Raw genomic sequence first — 16,644 nt, 5'->3', positions numbered from 1 at the left:
GTGCTCGGTACCGATCAGGCGGGGTGGAACTCCGCGTGCGGGATGGCCCTCTCCCAAGCTGCTTCGTAGGCCGCCAGGTACCGGGCGGCCAGCTCGGCGTCCTCGCGGACCTCCATCTTGGCCGGGGCCCACTGACCTTCGCCGGTGAAGTGGTGCAGGACCACCACCCGGCCGTCCATGACCCACCCGTCCAGGCCGGGGAGCAGGAGGTCACCCGTACGGGAGCGGGGCAGCCACCGAACCTCTTCGCCCGCAGCGACGTTGGGGAACGTCACGTCGTACTCGTACCGGATGTAGTCGGTGACGGGCTCCGAGACCACCCGCAGGCGGCGCATGGAGACACCCCTTCCCGTCACCTCGGTCACCACGTCCAGCCACGACCGCCACCACGACTCCTGGTCGGCCGGGTCGAGCCGCTTGCCCTGCTGCCAGGCGATGAACTCGGGATCGTCCAGCATGTAGCTGTCCCGCATCTCCAGGTGCACCGCAGAGTGCTCGGCCTTCGCCAACTGCTCACGAACCGCTGTTGCCACCGCTGTTGTCCTCGTCCTCGGGTCGGGGGATGAACTGGATCATGTTGGCAGGCAGCCGGATCATGAACTCGTGGTCCGGGATGTCCGTGGTGTGGCCGGGGATCGAACCGACCTCCTGCGCAGCCGCGATGTCCTCGGCGCTGGCCTTGTAGGACTGGATGAGCAGGTCCCCCGTCTCCGTCTCCCGCCAAATGGTCGGGGAGCCGTCATCCGGGGTGTTCGGGTAGATCCCGAGGAACTCCAGAGCCATGCCGCCCTCCACCGTCGATCAGGTTCTCCGTGGTTCCAAGGATGCTGATCAGCCGTGCCCCTGTCAGGCGAATCAGATCCTGATCAACACTCGGGGAATCCAGGTAGGTATCCGAGGGGTCATGGTTCCGCCACCCTGCGCGGTCCGTCGTACGGCGGTTCGGGCACGATCCCCGGCCGGGGTCGGGAGGGTGGGGTGGGGCTCGGTGGGGCCGGTCGGTGGGGCCGGGACGGTAGGGGAAACCCGACCACCGTTCCTCGACCTGGCTGTCATGACGTCACCCGCCCGCCGCGGCTGCAATGGTGAGGTGCTCACTCACCAGCCCCGCCGGGCTCCGGGAGCGGACGGGCGCAGGTGGTACTGGTGCGCCGGTTGGCTCGCCTGTGCCGCCTGGGCCGCCGTGTTCCCCCTCGTCTCGCCGCTCGGGCCGCACCGGACCTGGGGCGCCGTCGCCGCGGTCGGCTACCTCGTCGCGGCGGTCGCCGTCCTGCTGCCCGCGCGGCGGGACGCCCCGGCCCGCTCGACCGCGCTCGCCCTGGCCGGGGCGGTCGTCCTGCCGCTGCTGCTGCTGGTGCTCTCCGGGGCCGGGCAGAGCGAGGTCGGGGTGATCGAACGGTCCGGCTCGCTGCTGCTGCACCAGGGCTCCCCGTACCTCGACGAGCCGCGCACGGTGGCCGAGGTGACGCCCTACCTGCCGGCGATGGCCCTGCTGGGCGTGCCGCGCGCGGTGCTCGGCGCCGACGGCCTGCCGGCCCGGCCGGCCGGCGATCCCCGGCTGTGGTGCGCCGCCGTGTTCCTCGGCGGCCTGTGGCTCGCCCACCGGGTGCTGCGCGCCGCCGCGCCGGAGGACGGAACGGGCCCCGGACGGAACCGGGGCCCGGTACCGTCCGGGGCGGCCCTCGCGGCCCTGGTCGCCTCGCCGGTCGTGGCGCTGCCGCTCACGGTCAGTGGTGTCGACCTCCCGATGACCGGCCTGCTCTGCCTGGCCCTCGCGCTGGCCTCGGCGGGCCGCCCGACCGCCACCGGGCTGGCGCTGGCCGCGGCCTGCGCGCTCAAGTGGACGGCCTGGCCCGCGGTGGCCGTCGCCGTCGCCCTGCTGGCCGCCACGGCCGGCCGGCGGGCCGCCGCCCGCGGCTGCGGCACGGCGCTGCTCGGCACCGCCGCCCTGGTGCTGCCCGCCGCCCTGCTCGCCCCCGGACCGATGGTCTCCCAGGTGCTGGCCTTCCCGCTCGGCCGCGGCGAGCTGCGCACCGAGGCCGCCAGCCCGCTGCCGGGCAAGCTGCTCGCCGACCTCGGCCCGGCCGGCTGGTACGCGGCGCTCGCCCTGCTGCTGGCCGCCGGCCTGGCCGTCGCCGTCTCCCTGGTGCGCCGGCCGCCCCGCTCTCTGGTCGCCGCCGCCGACCGGCTGGCCCTCGGCCTGGGCGCCGCCTTCCTGCTGGCCCCGGCCGGCCGCTTCGGCTACCTGGCGCTGCCCGTCGTGCTGGCGCTCTGGGCCCGCGTCGTGCCCGGGGCTCGCCCGGTTCCCGCCGCCGCCTCCACCCCGGCCCCGCGGACCGGCGCCGACCGCCCGAACCCCCTCTTCGTCTGACCGACCACCCCTCCCGGATACGAGGCACCGACACCCATGGGCACCACCCTGATCGTCACCAACGACTTCCCGCCCCGGCAGGGCGGCATAGAGACCTTCGTGCACGCGATGGCCGTCCGCGTACCCGACCACGACGTGGTCGTCCACACCTCCGCCGAGCCGGGCGCCGCCCGGTACGACGCCACCCTGCCCTTCCCGGTGGTCCGCGACCCGGCCCGCACCCTGCTGCCCACCGCCCGGGTCACCCGCCGGACGCTGGAGATCGCCCGCGCCCACGGCTGCGACCGGGTCTGGTTCGGCGCCGCCGCGCCGCTGGCCGCGATGGCGCCCGCGCTGCGGCGCGGCGGGATCGAACGGAGCGTCGCCACCACCCACGGCCACGAGATCTGGTGGGCCCGCGCCCCGCTGGCCCGTCGGCTGCTGCGCCGGATAGGCGACCACGTGGACGTGGTCACCTACCTCGGCGAGTACACCCGCCGCCGGATCGCCCCCGCGCTGGGGCCGCGGGCCCGGCTGGAACGGCTCGTCCCCGGTGTGGACGCGGGGACGTTCCGGCCCTCGGCGGAGCACCGCCGGGCGGTCCGCGCCGAGTACGGCCTCAGCGACGCCCCGGTGGTCCTCTGCGTGTCCCGGCTGGTGCCCCGCAAGGGCCAGGACGCCCTGATCCGGGCGCTGCCGCTGATCCGCCGGAGTGTCCCGGACGCCGTCCTGCTGCTGGTCGGGCAGGGCCCCGACGAGCGGCGGCTGCGCGGGCTGGCGGACCGGCTCGCGCCGGGCGCCGTGGTGTTCGCCGGCGGGCTGGAGCACGACGCGACCGCCCGGTACTACGCGGCGGCGGACGTCTTCGCCATGCCGTGCCGGACCAGGCGGGCCGGCCTGGAGGCGGAGGGCCTCGGCATCGTCCTGCTGGAGGCCGCGGCCGGCGGCCTGCCCGTGGTGGCCGGCCGCTCCGGCGGCGCGCCCGACGCCGTCCTGGACGGCCGGACCGGGAGCGTGGTGGACGGCCGGTCCGTGCCGGCCGTGGCCGACGCCGTCACGGCGGCCCTGCTGGACCGGGACCGGGCCCGGGAGTTCGGGCGGCGGGGCCGCCGCTGGGTGGCCGACCAGTGGTCCTGGGAGGCCTCGGCCGAGCGGCTCACCCACCTGCTCACCCCCGGCGCGGAGCTGCGCCCCGTCACCGCCCCGCCGGCGGGATGACCGGCCGCCCCCGCAGGTACGCCAGCACCGCCAGCACCCGCCGGTTGCCCTCCACCGGGTCGACGTCCAGCTTCATGAAGATGTTGCCGGCGTGCTTGACCACCGAGGCCTCGGTGACGGTCAGCCGCTGGGCGATCGACTGGTTGTTGAGCCCCTCCGCCATCAGCCCCAGCACCTCCCGCTCACGCGGGGTGAGCCGCTTCAACGGCTCGTCGGCGGTGCGCTGCCCGAGCAGCACCCGGACCACCTCCGGGTCCAGCACGGTCTGCCCGGCCGCCACCCGCTCCAGCGCGTCGATGAAGTCGGTGACCTCGCCGACCCGGTCCTTGAGCAGGTAGCCGAGGCCGCCCCCGGTGGCGGAGTCCTCGCCGAACAGCCGGGTCGCGTAGGCTGTCGCCACGTACTGGGAGAGCACCAGGACGGGCAACCCCCGGTGCCGGGCCCGCAGTTCGACGGCGGCCCGGAGCCCCTCGTCGCGGAAGTCCGGCGGCATCCGGACGTCGGTGATGACGACGTCGGGCCGTTCGGCGTCGACGGCCCGGGCCAGCTCCCCGGCCTCGCCGACGGCGGCGACCACCCGGTGCCCGACCCGGCCGAGCAGCTCCACCAGGCCGGCCCGCAGCAGTACGGCGTCCTCGGCGAGCACTACCCGGAGCACGGGACCTCCACGCGCAGTCGGGTCGGTCCGCCGACGGGGCTGGTCACGATGAGTCGTCCTCTCAGGATGGCCACCCGGTCGGCCAGCCCCTGGAGGCCGGCGCCGGCGGCGGGATCGGCCCCGCCACGGCCGTTGTCGGTGACGAGCAGCACGAGCTTCCCGTCCTCCAGGCGCGCCGCGACGTCGACCTCGTCGGCGCCGCTGTGCTTGGCGGCGTTGGTCAGCGCCTCGGTGACGGTGAAGTACGCGGCGGTCTCCACCGGGCCGGGCAGCCGGTGCGGCAGGTCGATGTCGACGGTGACCGGGACGGGGTGGCGCAGCGCCAACTCGGCGACGGCGGCGGGCAGTCCGTGATCGGTCAGCACCTGGGGGTGGATCCCGCGCACCAGGGTGCGCAGCTGCTCCAGCGCCCGCCGGGCCTCGCCGCGGGCCCGGGTGACGAGTTCGGCGGCGGCCGGCTCCCGGCCGCGCAGCTCCAGTTCGGCCAGGCCCAGGGTCATGCTCAGGGCCACCAGCTGCTGCTGGGCGCCGTCGTGCAGGTCGCGCTCGATCCGGCGCCGCTCCGCCTCGAAGGCGTCCACCAACCGGGCTCGGGAGCGGGTGAGTTCGGTGACCCGGCCGCTCAGGTCCTCGTCCCGCGCCGCGAGCAGCAGCTGCGCCGTCCACACCTGCGCCCCGGCCAGCAGGGCCCCGGTGTAGGCGCAGACCACCAGGCCGAGCAGCCCGGCGGCGGTGCCGGGCAGGGCCGCGAGCGGCTGCGAGATCGGCTGACCGGGGATCAGCATCACGGTGTCCGGGCTGACCGCCCACACGAACACCGGCGCCGCCGACAGCAGCAGCGAGAACCCGAACAGCGCGACGAAGCCGAGGCCGCTCGCCGTGAACAGCACGGCCTGGACCAGCAGGTACGCCAGTTCGCGCCAGGTGGCCCGCTCCCTGAGCCTGCTCCGCAGCCGGACGGCCGCCCCCGCGCCGGGCAGCGCACCGTGCGGGTCGGCCAGCGGCACGGGCTCGACCAGCAGCAGCCGCCGCCGCTCCAGCGCGCCGAGCGGCACCCCGAGCACGGCCGTCCCGGCCAGCACCAGCAGGCCGATCCCGACCACGGACAGCCCGAGGCCGACGAACAGCAGCACCGCGAGCAGCACCAGCACGGCGGTGCCCTGGAGGGTGCCGGTCAGCAGGAACGCCCAGACGCGCAGCGGCCACGCCGACCACAGGAAGCCCAGCGGCCGCCGTCGCAACTCCGCCCAAACGGTGACTGTCCGGACGGTGACCGACCGGACGGTGACCGGCACGGCGCTCATGGCACTCCCCCTCCCCGGACGCGTACGAACCCTGCGGCCCGACCCTACCGGGCGACGGGCCGACGGCGGTTCGGGGGCGGTCCGGGGGCGGTCCGGGGCGGCTCGGGGGCCTCCGGGACGGGTGCGGCCGCGGTCCGCCCCTGCCGATCATGCCCGCGAGGGCATGGCGTGATAGCGGAATCGGTCTTGGAAGGGACGGGCCCGCAGGTCATAGCGTCGAGGGAGTGCACACCAGGGTTCTCGACGAAAGGGTCCACCATGGCCACCACCGCACGCATCAGCAGGCACCTGACGGCCAGGAGGGTCGTCGCCGCCTCCTTGGCCACCGCTGCGATCGGCCTCGCCGCCGTGGGCAGCGCGGACGCCGACGCCCCACGGCCGGGCCGCGTCGAGGTGCTCGAACTCAAGCTCCAGAACGACCAGTACGAGACCGTGGACGTCGGCCCGGCCGGGCCGAGCCTGGGCGACCAGGACGTCTACTCCGGCGGCACCGTCCAGGACGGCCGCACCGTCGGCCGCGGGGGCGGAAGCTGCCAGGTCGTCCAGGTCCACGGCGCGGAGGTCACCAAGCACTGCCTGCTCACCATCGAGGTCGAGGGCGGCTCGCTGACGATGCAGTCGCTCTGGACGAACGGCTCGGGCGCCCCGCTCGACATGGCCGTCACCGGCGGCACGGGCGCCTACGGCGGCGCGCGCGGCACGGTCCGCTTCTGGGACATCGGCACGCCGGACGAGCGGGCCCGGGTCGAGATCCAGCGCTGATCCGCCGGGCGCACCCCCTCCGTGCCGCGCGGCTACCGGTCAGCGGCTGCCGGGCTCCGGGGGCAGTGGCAGGGGCCGCGTGCAGGTGGAGCGGCGGACGTAGGCGAGGCCGTCGTACTCCTCGGCCAGCACCGTCGGCGCCAGTTCGAAGCGGTAGCTGAACCGGGGCACGCCCGCGCCGAAGCTGCGCAGGTAGTGGCGTTCGGCCAACCAGGCCTCGACGGCGGGCTCGCCGCGGGCGGCGCGCAGGTCGATCAGGTGGTCGTCGCGGTGGGCGGCGGCGAGCCGGCCCTCGACGGACTTCGGTCCGCCGCCGCCGATGCCGTGCCGGCGCGGCGGGCGGGCCCGGGTGGAGCCGGTGCGGGCCCGGAAGGCGCCCTTGCCGAGGAGCAGGCCGAGGGCGTAGTAGCCGTCGCCGTAGCGCTCCCGGAGGTGGCGGCCCATGGCGGGGACGCCTGCCGCGTAACGGCCGGTCATCACATGGCTGTTGTGGGCCCACACGGCCGTCCGCACCCCGGTGCCGTCGTGGAGTTCGGCGACGGCCTCGGCCATGTGGCGGTCCCGGGCGGCGAGCGATCCCTCCTCGGTCCTGCCGTCGGTGCCCAGCGGTGGGCGGCGGGCCAGGTCGGCGGCCCGGACCAGGTTGCGGGCGTGGGCGATCGCCCGGTCGGTGGCGGCGGCACCGGCCAGGGCCGCATGGTCCTCCCGGCGGTCCACCAGTTCGTCGAGCAACTGCCGGGCACCGGCGTGCAGTTCACCGCCGCCTTCGAGGTCCCCGGCCGGGGTGCTGTCGCCGATCGCCCGCAGGGTGCGGTGCACGGCGGCGGCCCGCCCGGGCGCCACCTGCCGGAGGAAGGCGTGGACCTCCTCGGCCGATCCGGCGCTGCGCTGCGGATCGACGCCGACGAAGCGCACCCGCCGGGCCTCGGGCAGCGCCCGGTTGTGCTCGCGCAACCATTCGACCAGGGCGAGCACTTCGTAGGTCTTCCAGGTCCAGAAGCCCAGCCGGTCCAGGGCGGTGACCGGGTCGCCGGTGCCGTACCGGACGTAGGCGTCCACCGCCCCGGCGGAGGCCGCGCTGGCCTCCATGGCCAGGGCCCCGAAGTCGAGTTCGCGGACCAGGAATTCGAGCAGCCGGTGCTTGAGCCGGAAGAACTCGGCCGTCCCGTGGGTGGATTCGCCGAGCCCGACGACCCGGGCCTCCCCCAGCACCCGGCGCAGCGGAGCCAGGTCGCCGGCCGGGGCCCCGGCGTCCAGACTGTCGAGCGGGACGGCGTTCGCCGCCAGCCAGTCCGTCACGTCATCGCCCACGTCCGCCCCTTCCGCGCCGCCCCGGCATCCGATCCTACGCGAACGAGTGGGCGGGTCCGACCACGGTTGCCCAGGATCTGACGCCTGGTCAACAATCGTTCCGCCGAACGGCGTCGAGGATCTCCCGGAGGTCCGCCAGCGCCGATTCGGCCCCTTCGGCGACGGCCACGCCCGCGACGTTGACCACCACCTCGTCGACCCCGGCCCGGCCGTAGGCGGCCAGGCCGGCCGCCACCGCGTCGGCGTCGCCGTGGACGAAGGTGCCGGAGTCGACCAGGGCCCGGGCGCCCAGCGAGGGGCTGGACGGGTGCACCCGCAACCCGGCCCGGCGGAGCATGTCGGTGTAGTGCGGCGAGGCCAGGTGCGCGTGGGCGGCGTCGTAGGCGAGCCGGTACGGGTTGCGCCCCGGGCGGTCCAGGGCCGCGTGGACGACGGTGACCAGCCTGGGCACCGGCCGGCCCGCCTCGGCCGCGCCCCGGGCCAGCGCCGGGGTGAGGACGTCCCGCAGGTACCCGGGCGGGGTCATCCAGGTGATGGCCGCGTCGGCCTCCCGCCCGGCCACCCGGGCCAGCGCCGGGCGGAGCACTCCGAGGCCCAGCTCCACACCGGGGTGGTCGAGTTCGTCCGGCAGTCCGCCGCGGGCGGCCCCGGCGAGCAGCGCCCGGACGGTGCGCAGGTACCCGGCGGCCGCCTCGCCGGGGCGCGGGTAGGGCGCGCCGCGCAGTTCGGCCACGAAGTCAGCGGCGCCCGGCCCGAGGCCGAGGACGGTCCGGTGGCCGGTCAGCCGGGCCAGCGAGCGGGCCTGGAGGGCGGCGTCGAGCTCGTGCCGCAGGGGCATCAGCGCGACGGCGGTGCCCACCGGCACCCGGTGGCCGAGCCCGGCCAGGTAGGCGAAGGCCTGGTGGGTCTCCAGGCGCAGTGACTGGCCCTGCCACAGCCGCGCCGCCCGGCCCTCCCGCACGAGTTCGGCGTACGGGACGAGCTGGGCCGGGTCGCTGGGCATGACCGGGAGGACGACGGAGATGGGCACGGGTCGGCTTTCGGTGCGGGGACGGTCGGAACCGGGACGGGCAGCACGGCGGCAGTCGGTGCGTCGCGGGCAGTACGGGGACGGGCAGTACAGGGACGGTCAGTGCGGGGCGCTGTCGGCGAGGTAGCCGGCCGCCTGGAGGCGGAAGAGCCGGGCGTAGACGCCCTCGGCCCGGAGCAGTTCGTCGTGGGTGCCCTCCTCCGCCAGCCGGCCGTTCGCGACGACGACGATCCGGTCGGCGATCCGGACGGTGGAGAACCGGTGGGCGATGACCAGGGAGGTGGACTCGCCCGCGATCTCGCGCAGCCGTCCGAAGATCTCGGCCTCGGCCTCGGCGTCGATCGCGGCGGTCGGTTCGTCGAGGACGACGATCGGGGCCCGGCGCATGAACGCCCGGGACAGTGCGATCTTCTGCCACTGGCCGCCGGAGAGCTGGTGGCCCTCCTCGAAGTGCCGGCCGAGCATGGTGTCGTAGCCGCCGGGCAGGGCGTCCACGACGGGGGCCGCGCCGGCCGACCCGGCGGCCTGCCGGACCCGGTCGAGGTCGTCCAGCGACTCGACCCGGCCGAAGCCGATGTTGTGCCGCACGCTCATCTCGTAGCGGATGAAGTCCTGGAAGATCACGCCCATGTTCCGTTGCAGCCCGTCGATGTCGTACTCCTCGATCGGGACGCCGTCGATCAGGATCTGGCCGCCGGTCGGCTCGTACATCCGGGTCAGCAGCTTGACGACGGTGGTCTTGCCGGCGCCGTTCTGGCCCACCAGGGCGACGCAGGCGCCGGCCGGGATGCGGAAGCTCAGCCGGTCCAGAACGGGCCGGTCGGTGCCGGGGTAGCGGAAGCTGACGTCACGGAACTCGATGCCCTCGCGCAGGGTGGCCGGGAAGGGCCGGTCGCCGCCGGCGATCCGGCGTTCCGGGAGGTCGAGGAAGCCGAACAGGTTGCCCAGGAAGAGGGTGTCCTTGTAGAGGGCGGCGGCGCCGAGCAGCAGTCCGTGCGCGGCCACCTGCACCGTGCCGATGGCCTGGAGGTAGCCGGCCAGCTCGCCCACCCGGCTGCCGTCGGCGGCGTCCCGGATCGCCCACAGCAGGGCGCCGGAGGAGGCGAGCACGCTCAGCAGACCGAAGCCGCCGACGGTGACGGACTGGCGGCGGGCCACGCCGCGGTCGATCCGGAAGAAGCGGTGGACCAGCTCCCGGTAGCGGTCCAGCAGGTAGGGGCCGAGCTGGAAGAGCCGGACCTCCTTGAAGGAGTGGTCGGTGGTGGTCAGGTACTGGTAGTAGTACAGCCGCCGACGGTCGGCCGTACGGGCGTACTCGATCTCGAAGACCTTGTGGCCGAACGCCATGTGGGCGATCACCGAGGGGACCGGGGCCGCCAGGATGACCAGCGCCACCCAGGGGCTCCAGGCGAACAGCACCGCGCTGACGGACAGCAGGGTGACCAGTTCGCGGGCGGCCTCCAGCATCTCGGCGAACAGCTGGTAGACGCGGCCGCCGTTGCTCTCCTGGAAGGCCCGCTGGAGCTTGTCGTACGCGTCGGCGTCCTCGTACTGCTGGAGGTCCAGGGTGATGCCCTTGCGCATCACCTGCTCACCGATGCTGGTGGTGAGCTCCAGGCGCAGCAGCGAGTCCAGGTACTGGACGGCGACCCCGAGCAGGTGGCCCGCCACGGCGAGGGCGAGCAGTTGGTAGCCGGCCCGCAGGGCGTCGTCGCGGGCCCCGGCCACGCCGCCGACGGCGTCCGCGACGCTCTGCACGACCTGCGCGGTGAGCGCGATCTGCAGGCCGGGGACGGCGGCGTTCAGCACGGTGCAGAGCGCGTAGCCGGTGACCTTGCCGGGGCTGAGCCGCCAGAACAGCGCGATGACGCGCAGCCAGGTCATCGTCCGCCCTCCCGTCCGGTGCCGCGGCCGCCGTTCCCGGCGGGGGGCTCGGCGGCGGGCTCGGCAGCGGCCTCGGCGGCGAGCCGGCCGCGGACGGCGCGCAGGGTGTGCCGCCACAGGCCGTAGGCGCGCTCCTCGCGGGCCAGGTCGATCGGCAGCAGCCGGTTGACCTGGAGGTGCGCGAGGCTGGCGAGCACCTGCCGCTCGCTGCCGACCAGCCGCCCGGCCCCGGCGGCCCGGCGGACCGCCGCCGCGGCCGCACCGGCGGCGGGCCGCTGGGCGGCGAAGGCCTCGGCGAGCAGCAGCCGGTGCCGGGCGCCCTCCTCGTGCGGGCGGCGCGGCCAGGGCCGCAGCAGCTCGCAGAGGTAGTCGCGGTCGGCGCGGAAGGACCGGCGGACGGCCTCGTCGTCGGCCCGGCCGCCGGGGGCGAGGTCCGCGCGGTCCGGCAGCGGGACGCCCCACTGGGCGTACAGCAGGTCGACGGCGGCGACCAGCAGCGGCTCGGGCCGCAGGTCGGGGCGGGCGGCGAGCAGCCCGACCGAGGCCTCGCTGCTGGCCTCGAAGAGCCGCTCGACGGCGTCGTAGCAGTCGGCGCCGCCGTAGCGGGCGACCTCGGGCGCGTAGGAGGCCACCGCGAGGTCCCGGGCGAGGCCCCGGCCCGCCAGGTCACGCCCCCAGGCGAGCAGCCGGGCCAGCGTGCGCGGCGCGTCGGTGCTGCGCACCCGCAGCCGCAGGTGCGGGTGGGGGTCGGCGTAGCGGAGGTAGAACCAGCGGTCCAGCAGGCCCTCGGCGCGCAGCTCGGCGAGCAGGTCGGGCAGCGGGCCGGTGAGGATCTCGTCCTGGCGCTCCGGGCCGGCGTAGACCTGGAGGAACGACCACTCGCCGCCGGGCAGGTGCCGCGGCACCGGGGCGGTGGTCCGGCCGCCGGCCGGGTGGCGGGCGGCCGAGGCGGCGTCCCGGACGATCAGCGGGACGACGACCTCCTCGTGGTGGCGCCGCCCGTGCCCGTCCGTCAGCCAGAGCCGGTCGTGGACGGGCAGCAGCTCCTGGAAGGTCAGCGCCGCGCCCGGTCCGAGCGCCTCGCGCAGTTCGGGCAGGGTCTGCGGGTGGTCGAGGTCGAGCAGCAGCCGGTTGTCGTCCTCGACCAGGTAGACGTGCCGGGGGACGTTCCAGCGGGCCCGCCAGGCCGCGAGGTCGGCGAGGTCGGGCGCGGTGAGCCGCCACTGGGCGGGGCGGAGCACGACCCGGCCGCGGACCACCCGGGGGAGGAACGGCGCCCGGGCGAGCCGCCCCCAGCCGAAGGCGACCGGCAGCACGTACCCGTCGTAGGACACCTCCAGCAGGAACCGGGCCGTGTCGGGGGCGACCAGCGGGCTGAGCATGTGGTGCTGGGCGACGACCACCTCCCGGCCGAGCCGCCGGGACCACAGGTAGAGCCGGCCCTCGGTGGCGCCGAGCAGCAGGTCGTCGAGCGGGACGACCCGGTCCGGCGGCACCGACGGGGTGCTGTTGACCGGGATCTCGTACGGCCGGATCCGCGGCCGGACGGCGACGTTGGCGGCGCGGCCCCAGGTCGGCTGGAAGGCGAGTTCGGCGTGCACGGCGTCGGGGAACAGCGCCTCCTCGCGCCGGGCGTACTCGCGCAGCCGCTCGACGGCGCCGTCCCCAAGCAGGTCGAAGAAGCGGCCGAAGGTGCGCCCGCCCTGGGCCATCCCGTCGGAGCGCAGCACGGCCCGCCACTCGCCGCGGTCGATCGCCTCCCGGTCGGCGGCCTCGATGCTCAGGTAGGCGTCGACCACCGGCAGGACGGGTGCGGTGCCGGGCTTGCCGGGCGGGGCGAGCCGGTCCAGTCTGGCGTCGGTCAGCTCGACCTCGAACGCCCGCTCCCACCAGGCCTCCTGGGCGAGGTCGAGCAGGGCGGCGTCGAACCGGGCGGTGTCCGGCGGGGTGGTGGTGGGCGGCAGGTCGAAGGCGCGGCCGGGCTGGGTGTAGAGCGGCGGCGCGTCCAGGCCGGTGTCGGCGCCGAGCACCTCCAGGACGGGCACCCGGGCGCCGGCGCCGTAGCGTTCGACGAACTCCTCGCGGTAGCGCGCCAGGTGCTGGTGGTCGGTGCCGGAGGCGGCGGCCAGCCGCAGCAGTACGTCGACCGCGTCGGCGGCGGCTTCGCCGACGGCACGGTTCAGGGTAGGTGTGCGCAGGTCGAGGGCCGCGTCCAACTGGTAGGTGCGGCCGCGGTGTTCGGGGACCAGCGCGGTCTGGGCGGCGGCCAGCGCGCGCAGGCCCGCGACGTCGTGGGCGGTCCGGGTCAGGTCGACGACCGCGCGCAGGCCCTCGGCCACGTCCTCGGCCCCGGGCAGCCCGGCGACCTTCTTCAGCAGGTACTCGTCGGGCCGGGCCTCGGTCTGCGGCGGGCGCAGGTCGCTGCCGAGGAAGCCGAGCTCCCACAACTGGCGGACCAGACCGGTGACGGCGTCCTCACCGGCCTCCGGGAAGGCCTCGGCCAGTTCCGCGACCAGCCGCCGGTACGGGACGGGCGCCGCCGCGGTCCCCAGCGCGAGCCGGACCGGACCGGTGGCCCGGATCCGGACGGCCCGCTTGTCCTCCTCGCCGTGCACCTCGGTGAAGGGCAGCACCATCCGGTCCCCGGCGAGGTGCGCGGTGGAGTTCGCGACCACGTCGAGGTGGGGCAGCAGGGCCTGGTCGCCCTCCAGCCGGTGGACGAGCGCGAACAGCCACTCCAGGTCGCTGCGGACCCGGGTGGCGCGGACCGCCGGGCTGCCCAGCCGGGCGGTCGTGCGGTCGCCGAACTCACCCATCGCGACCCCGGCGAACGCCCCGAACGGGGTGGGGCGGGTGGACATCCGGGTGAGGTAGCGCAGCAGCGTGGAGTGCAGGCGCCGGGTGCGGCGCCCGTCCGCCCGGTCGGGCCGCTCCAGGGCGGCCACCAGGTCCTCGCTGGCCACCAGCAGCGCCCGGCGGACCTCCGGGTCCTCGGCGAGGGCGAGCAGTTCGGCCCGGGTGCGGGCCGGGTCGGCGGTGATCCGGTGGTAGGCGTCGACCGGCAGCGCGGGCGCGCGCAGCAGGAAGAAGTCGGCGGGGACGTACCGGGACACCCGGCTCACCGCCCCAGGAAGACGCGGAACCAGACGGGCCGCTCGTCCGCGAGGGCGGCCAGCAGCGCCAGGGCGACGCCCGCGGCGCCGGAGAGCAGCCCCGGATCGTCGACGGTGTTGCCGGGCAGGTCCTCGTCGGCGAACACCACCGGGTGCCGGGGGTCGGCGTACGCCAGCAGCCGTTCCAGCAGTCCGGGCAGCGCCTGCGCGGCCGCCGCGCTGTGCGGGCCGAACTCCTCGGCCAGCATGACGAGTCCGGCCAGGCCGTGGCAGAGCGTGGGGGTGCGCGGCTCGGCGCCGGCGGCCCGGCGCAGCGCGGCCTCGAAGGCCTCGACGGCACTGGCGCGCAGCCCGTCGTCCCCGGTGCAGTCGGCGACGGCGAGCAGGGCCGCGGCGATCCCGGCGGTGCCGTAGCACCAGGCGAGTTGGTCGTGGCAGTGGGCGACGGGCCGCTCGGCGCCGGACTCGTCGACCGGGACGCCGTTGGCCCACAGCGGGCCCTGGTCGTCGGTCAGCCGGTGGCCCAGCAGCCAGCCGGTGAGCGCCGTGAGGGCCTCGCGCTGGCCGGGGCGGCGGTGGCCGGCGGCCCAGGCGGCGGCGAGGGCGACGGCCACCCCGGGCACGCCGTGGGAGACGCCGAGGTTGAGGTAGCCGTGCGGGTACTGCCGGTGCTGGTCGCCGACCGGCGGGTAGGCCTCGGGACGGAGCAGCCAGCCCCGCGCGGTTCCGGCCGGCCCGGCCTGCCGGATCAGCCGGTCGAGCAGCACGGCGGCGGCCTCCCGGACCCGCGGGCCCGGCTCGGGCAGGGCGCTGAGGCAGGTGAGCACGCCGGCCGCGCCGTTGACCAGGTCGTAGTCGGTGTCACTGATCGGCTGCCCGTCCTCCGGCCACGGGGTGGCGATCGCCTGCTCGGCGAGCTGGTCGTACAGGCGCAGCAGGCTGGGCCGGAACCGGGGTTCGTCCTCGGCGCAGTCGGCCAGGGCCAGGGCCAGGCCGGCGGTGCCGCCGAACAGGCCGGGGCCGGAGAGCGGTTCGACCTGGGTGGCGAGCACCGCCTCGCGGATGTGGCCGTGGGCGTGCTCGCGGTCGCCGAGGCCGGCCCGGGCGGCGTACAGGTGGAGCAGGGCGAGGCCGGCCTGGCCGTGGCTCAGGCTCGGCGGGTACCAGCCCATCGGCACGGCGGCCTGGTCGGCGGCGCGGAGCGCGAGTTCGGTCCACTGCTCGGTCGTCGCGGTCCGGGACACCACGAGGCGCACCGTGTCGCGGACCCGTTCGGCGAGCGGGGCGTCGGGGGTGCGGACGGACGGTTCGCCGGTTTCCCGGACGGTGTACATGTGTTCTCCCTCGGAGGGTGGCGCCGGGGCGGTGGCGGCCCCGGCCTGGTGACGGTCCCGGAGTTCGCGGCGGGCCGGGGGTCCGCGGCGGCCCTGGAGTTCGCGGCGGCTGTGGAGTTCGCGGCGGCCCGGCGCGAGAATGGGCGGACGGGTGCTGCCGTGTCCTGTATCCACGGCAGCACCCGTCACCTCACCGGAGGTCAGTCCTGCTGCGGGTTCGAGCAGATGCCCGAGGTGCACAGGGTGGTGCAGACACAGGTCGAGGTCACCTTGCAGCCGATCCGGGTGCAGATGGTGCGGGTGGCGAGGGTGCTGATCGACGGCGTCGGCAGCTGGCCGCCGCCCTGGACCGGCGAGCTGATGCGGGCGTCCAGGTCGAATGCGTTGTCGGACATCGCGAATTCCCTTCGAATCGTCCCGTTCCGGTTTCCCGGGCGGGTTCGGGGGTGCCTCCCCCGTGATTCGATGATGTCCCGGCGGGCTTTCCGTGCCTATTGTCGCGGGCGACAGTCCGGCGACGGTCCGGCGGCTTTCCGTGATTCAGGCGGCGGGCGCCCTGGGGGTGCGGTCCGGCGCAATGAGGTGGGCGTAGGAGGCCAGGCAGCCGGAGAGCCGGGATTCGAGTTCGAGTTTCTCCAGGACGGCCGTGAGATGGGCCCGCACGGTGCGTTCGGTGACCTGTAGCCGGGCGGCCATCTGCTGGTTGGTCAGGCCTTCGGCGAGCATCACGAAAACCTCGCGCTCACGGGGTGTCAGTCGGCCGACACGGTCCAGTGCGTGGGTCCAGGCGGGTCCGCCTGAGGCGGCCGCCGTCGTGGTCGCGAAGTCATTCACGTCATCTCCCCGTTGTCCATCCGACGGATTCGGTGGGGCGGCTCCGTCCGGGCCGCACAGGACAGAACGTAGGCACTGTTCGAACCGGAAGCAACCGTGTTCCGCCGTTGGCTACGGAGCGTCAGGACGGCGCCGGACCGTGGCGTCCGGGCCTCCGGCGGCGGTGTCCGGTGGCACCGGGGGACTCCCCGCACAGGCGGAAGGCGGCGCTCCGGCGAAACCCCCGCCATTCGGCGGGGATGGTTCCATTGGCACCATTCTCACCGTCCGTGGAGGCCTTCGACGGTGCCCGGTGCGGCGATCGGCGGAAACCGGCGCGGGGAATCCGGAATTCGACCCGCCGGTTACCGGGCGGACCCCCTTCCGGCGATCCTGACACAGCCGAAGCTTGACTCCCCGTTGACCAAGTCGGTTAACATTGCCGACATGAGCATTGCAATGCCGGGCTCACCATCGCCACTGCACGTCCGGATCGAGCGTCAGATCCAGTGGTCGATCGAGCGGGGGGAATATGCCGAAGGCGAGTCACTGCCCCCGGCGAGCGACTTGTCCGCGAATTTCCGGGCCAACCGGAACACCGTTCTGCGCGCGCTGCGGAAATTGCGCGCCAAAGGACTCATCGATTTCGGCCGCGGTCGCGGAATCATCGTCGTGGCGCGTTCCGGGGCCGCGCAGGGCGACGTCGCGGGCCTGTCCGAACAACTGCGGCAGCTGGTCGCCGTGGCCGACGCCCACGGCGTGGCCCGCTCCTCGCTGATCTCCGCCATCGAGCGCATGCCCCGCCCGGCCGAGGGCGCGACGGCACCGCGCCGGGCGGGCCACCGCCCGCCGGGACGCCCCTGAGAC

The 16,644-nt window shown here is 75.4% G+C and carries 15 protein-coding genes; 4 read left to right on the top strand and 11 right to left on the bottom strand.

What is annotated here, in order from left to right; genetic code table 11:
• Positions 1-14: 14 nt before the first annotated feature.
• Both ACFC1T_RS11205 and ACFC1T_RS11200 read right to left on the bottom strand, forming a co-directional pair.
• A complete protein-coding gene (locus ACFC1T_RS11205) occupies positions 15-533 on the bottom strand; it encodes a DUF6879 family protein (protein WP_375886509.1) in 519 nt (172 codons plus the stop codon).
• Positions 514-783 carry a hypothetical protein gene (locus tag ACFC1T_RS11200; protein ID WP_375886507.1) on the bottom strand — a complete coding sequence of 90 codons (270 nt, stop codon included), beginning with the start codon at positions 781-783 and terminating at the stop codon, positions 514-516. Before ACFC1T_RS11200 ends, ACFC1T_RS11205 begins: the two co-directional genes overlap by 20 nt.
• Before the next feature lie 307 nt (positions 784-1,090).
• Here ACFC1T_RS11200 and ACFC1T_RS11195 point away from each other — a divergent pair, with 307 nt between their 5' ends.
• Positions 1,091-2,371, top strand: a complete 1,281-nt coding sequence (locus ACFC1T_RS11195) for a hypothetical protein (protein ID WP_375886505.1) — start codon at positions 1,091-1,093, stop codon at positions 2,369-2,371.
• 36 nt (positions 2,372-2,407) lie between these two features.
• A complete protein-coding gene (locus ACFC1T_RS11190; RefSeq protein WP_375886503.1) occupies positions 2,408-3,568 on the top strand; it encodes a glycosyltransferase family 4 protein in 1,161 nt (386 codons plus the stop codon).
• On the opposite strand, the gene ACFC1T_RS11185 is transcribed toward ACFC1T_RS11190, so the two are convergent.
• Together ACFC1T_RS11185 and ACFC1T_RS11180 are read right to left on the bottom strand one after the other, a co-directional pair.
• Positions 3,546-4,226, bottom strand: coding sequence for a LuxR C-terminal-related transcriptional regulator (locus tag ACFC1T_RS11185; protein ID WP_375886500.1), 681 nt, complete (start codon positions 4,224-4,226; stop codon positions 3,546-3,548). The genes ACFC1T_RS11190 and ACFC1T_RS11185 overlap by 23 nt on opposite strands.
• The gene (locus tag ACFC1T_RS11180) at positions 4,214-5,530 is read right to left on the bottom strand and encodes a sensor histidine kinase (protein WP_375886498.1); all 1,317 of its coding nucleotides are present in this window, start codon (positions 5,528-5,530) and stop codon (positions 4,214-4,216) included. The genes ACFC1T_RS11185 and ACFC1T_RS11180 overlap by 13 nt, the downstream gene beginning before the upstream one ends.
• Positions 5,531-5,788: 258 nt before the next feature.
• Between ACFC1T_RS11180 and ACFC1T_RS11175 the strand changes: the two genes are divergently transcribed.
• On the top strand, positions 5,789-6,292 hold the full coding sequence (locus ACFC1T_RS11175; RefSeq protein ID WP_375886497.1) for a hypothetical protein: 504 nt from the start codon (positions 5,789-5,791) through the stop codon (positions 6,290-6,292).
• A gap of 39 nt (positions 6,293-6,331) precedes the next feature.
• Here the strand turns inward: ACFC1T_RS11175 and ACFC1T_RS11170 are convergent, their stop codons facing one another.
• The 7 genes from ACFC1T_RS11170 to ACFC1T_RS11140 all read right to left on the bottom strand — a co-directional run bounded on the left by ACFC1T_RS11170 (position 6,332) and on the right by ACFC1T_RS11140 (position 15,798).
• Positions 6,332-7,603: an erythromycin esterase family protein gene (locus ACFC1T_RS11170; RefSeq protein WP_375886496.1), complete on the bottom strand. Its 1,272-nt coding sequence runs from the start codon at positions 7,601-7,603 to the stop codon at positions 6,332-6,334.
• An 88-nt stretch (positions 7,604-7,691) separates the two neighbouring features.
• The gene (locus ACFC1T_RS11165) at positions 7,692-8,606 is read right to left on the bottom strand and encodes an LLM class flavin-dependent oxidoreductase (protein ID WP_375886494.1); all 915 of its coding nucleotides are present in this window, start codon (positions 8,604-8,606) and stop codon (positions 7,692-7,694) included.
• 126 nt (positions 8,607-8,732) lie between these two features.
• Positions 8,733-10,517: an ABC transporter ATP-binding protein gene (locus tag ACFC1T_RS11160; RefSeq protein ID WP_375886492.1), complete on the bottom strand. Its 1,785-nt coding sequence runs from the start codon at positions 10,515-10,517 to the stop codon at positions 8,733-8,735.
• A complete protein-coding gene (locus ACFC1T_RS11155; protein WP_375886490.1) occupies positions 10,514-13,630 on the bottom strand; it encodes a lantibiotic dehydratase in 3,117 nt (1,038 codons plus the stop codon). The genes ACFC1T_RS11160 and ACFC1T_RS11155 overlap by 4 nt, the downstream gene beginning before the upstream one ends.
• A 5-nt stretch (positions 13,631-13,635) precedes the next feature.
• Complete coding sequence (locus ACFC1T_RS11150; RefSeq protein WP_375886487.1) at positions 13,636-14,964, bottom strand: lanthionine synthetase C family protein; 1,329 nt, start codon at positions 14,962-14,964, stop codon at positions 13,636-13,638.
• 200 nt (positions 14,965-15,164) lie between these two features.
• Positions 15,165-15,359, bottom strand: coding sequence for an FDLD family class I lanthipeptide (locus tag ACFC1T_RS11145; RefSeq protein ID WP_375886484.1), 195 nt, complete (start codon positions 15,357-15,359; stop codon positions 15,165-15,167).
• Between the two features lie 145 nt (positions 15,360-15,504).
• Positions 15,505-15,798, bottom strand: a complete 294-nt coding sequence (locus tag ACFC1T_RS11140; RefSeq protein ID WP_375886482.1) for a helix-turn-helix transcriptional regulator — start codon at positions 15,796-15,798, stop codon at positions 15,505-15,507.
• 426 nt (positions 15,799-16,224) lie between these two features.
• Between ACFC1T_RS11140 and ACFC1T_RS11135 the strand changes: the two genes are divergently transcribed.
• Positions 16,225-16,641 (top strand): GntR family transcriptional regulator, encoded by a 417-nt coding sequence (locus ACFC1T_RS11135; RefSeq protein WP_375886481.1) that lies wholly within the window; start codon positions 16,225-16,227, stop codon positions 16,639-16,641.
• Positions 16,642-16,644: the final 3 nt, after the last annotated feature.

Origin of the sequence: Kitasatospora sp. NPDC056076, assembly GCF_042266305.1 — a bacterium.
GTDB lineage: Bacteria > Actinomycetota > Actinomycetes > Streptomycetales > Streptomycetaceae > Kitasatospora.
This window is presented reverse-complemented; position numbering and strand designations above follow the sequence as displayed.

Coding starts and splice junctions, on each gene's coding strand:
- ACFC1T_RS11190 (WP_375886503.1), top strand. CDS start 2,408: ATGGGCACCACCCTGATCGTCACCAACGACTTCCCGCCCCGGCAGGGC.
- ACFC1T_RS11135 (WP_375886481.1), top strand. CDS start 16,225: ATGAGCATTGCAATGCCGGGCTCACCATCGCCACTGCACGTCCGGATC.
- ACFC1T_RS11180 (WP_375886498.1), bottom strand. CDS start 5,530: ATGAGCGCCGTGCCGGTCACCGTCCGGTCGGTCACCGTCCGGACAGTC.
- ACFC1T_RS11200 (WP_375886507.1), bottom strand. CDS start 783: ATGGCTCTGGAGTTCCTCGGGATCTACCCGAACACCCCGGATGACGGC.
- ACFC1T_RS11175 (WP_375886497.1), top strand. CDS start 5,789: ATGGCCACCACCGCACGCATCAGCAGGCACCTGACGGCCAGGAGGGTC.
- ACFC1T_RS11145 (WP_375886484.1), bottom strand. CDS start 15,359: ATGTCCGACAACGCATTCGACCTGGACGCCCGCATCAGCTCGCCGGTC.
- ACFC1T_RS11150 (WP_375886487.1), bottom strand. CDS start 14,964: ATGTACACCGTCCGGGAAACCGGCGAACCGTCCGTCCGCACCCCCGAC.
- ACFC1T_RS11165 (WP_375886494.1), bottom strand. CDS start 8,606: ATGCCCAGCGACCCGGCCCAGCTCGTCCCGTACGCCGAACTCGTGCGG.
- ACFC1T_RS11160 (WP_375886492.1), bottom strand. CDS start 10,517: ATGACCTGGCTGCGCGTCATCGCGCTGTTCTGGCGGCTCAGCCCCGGC.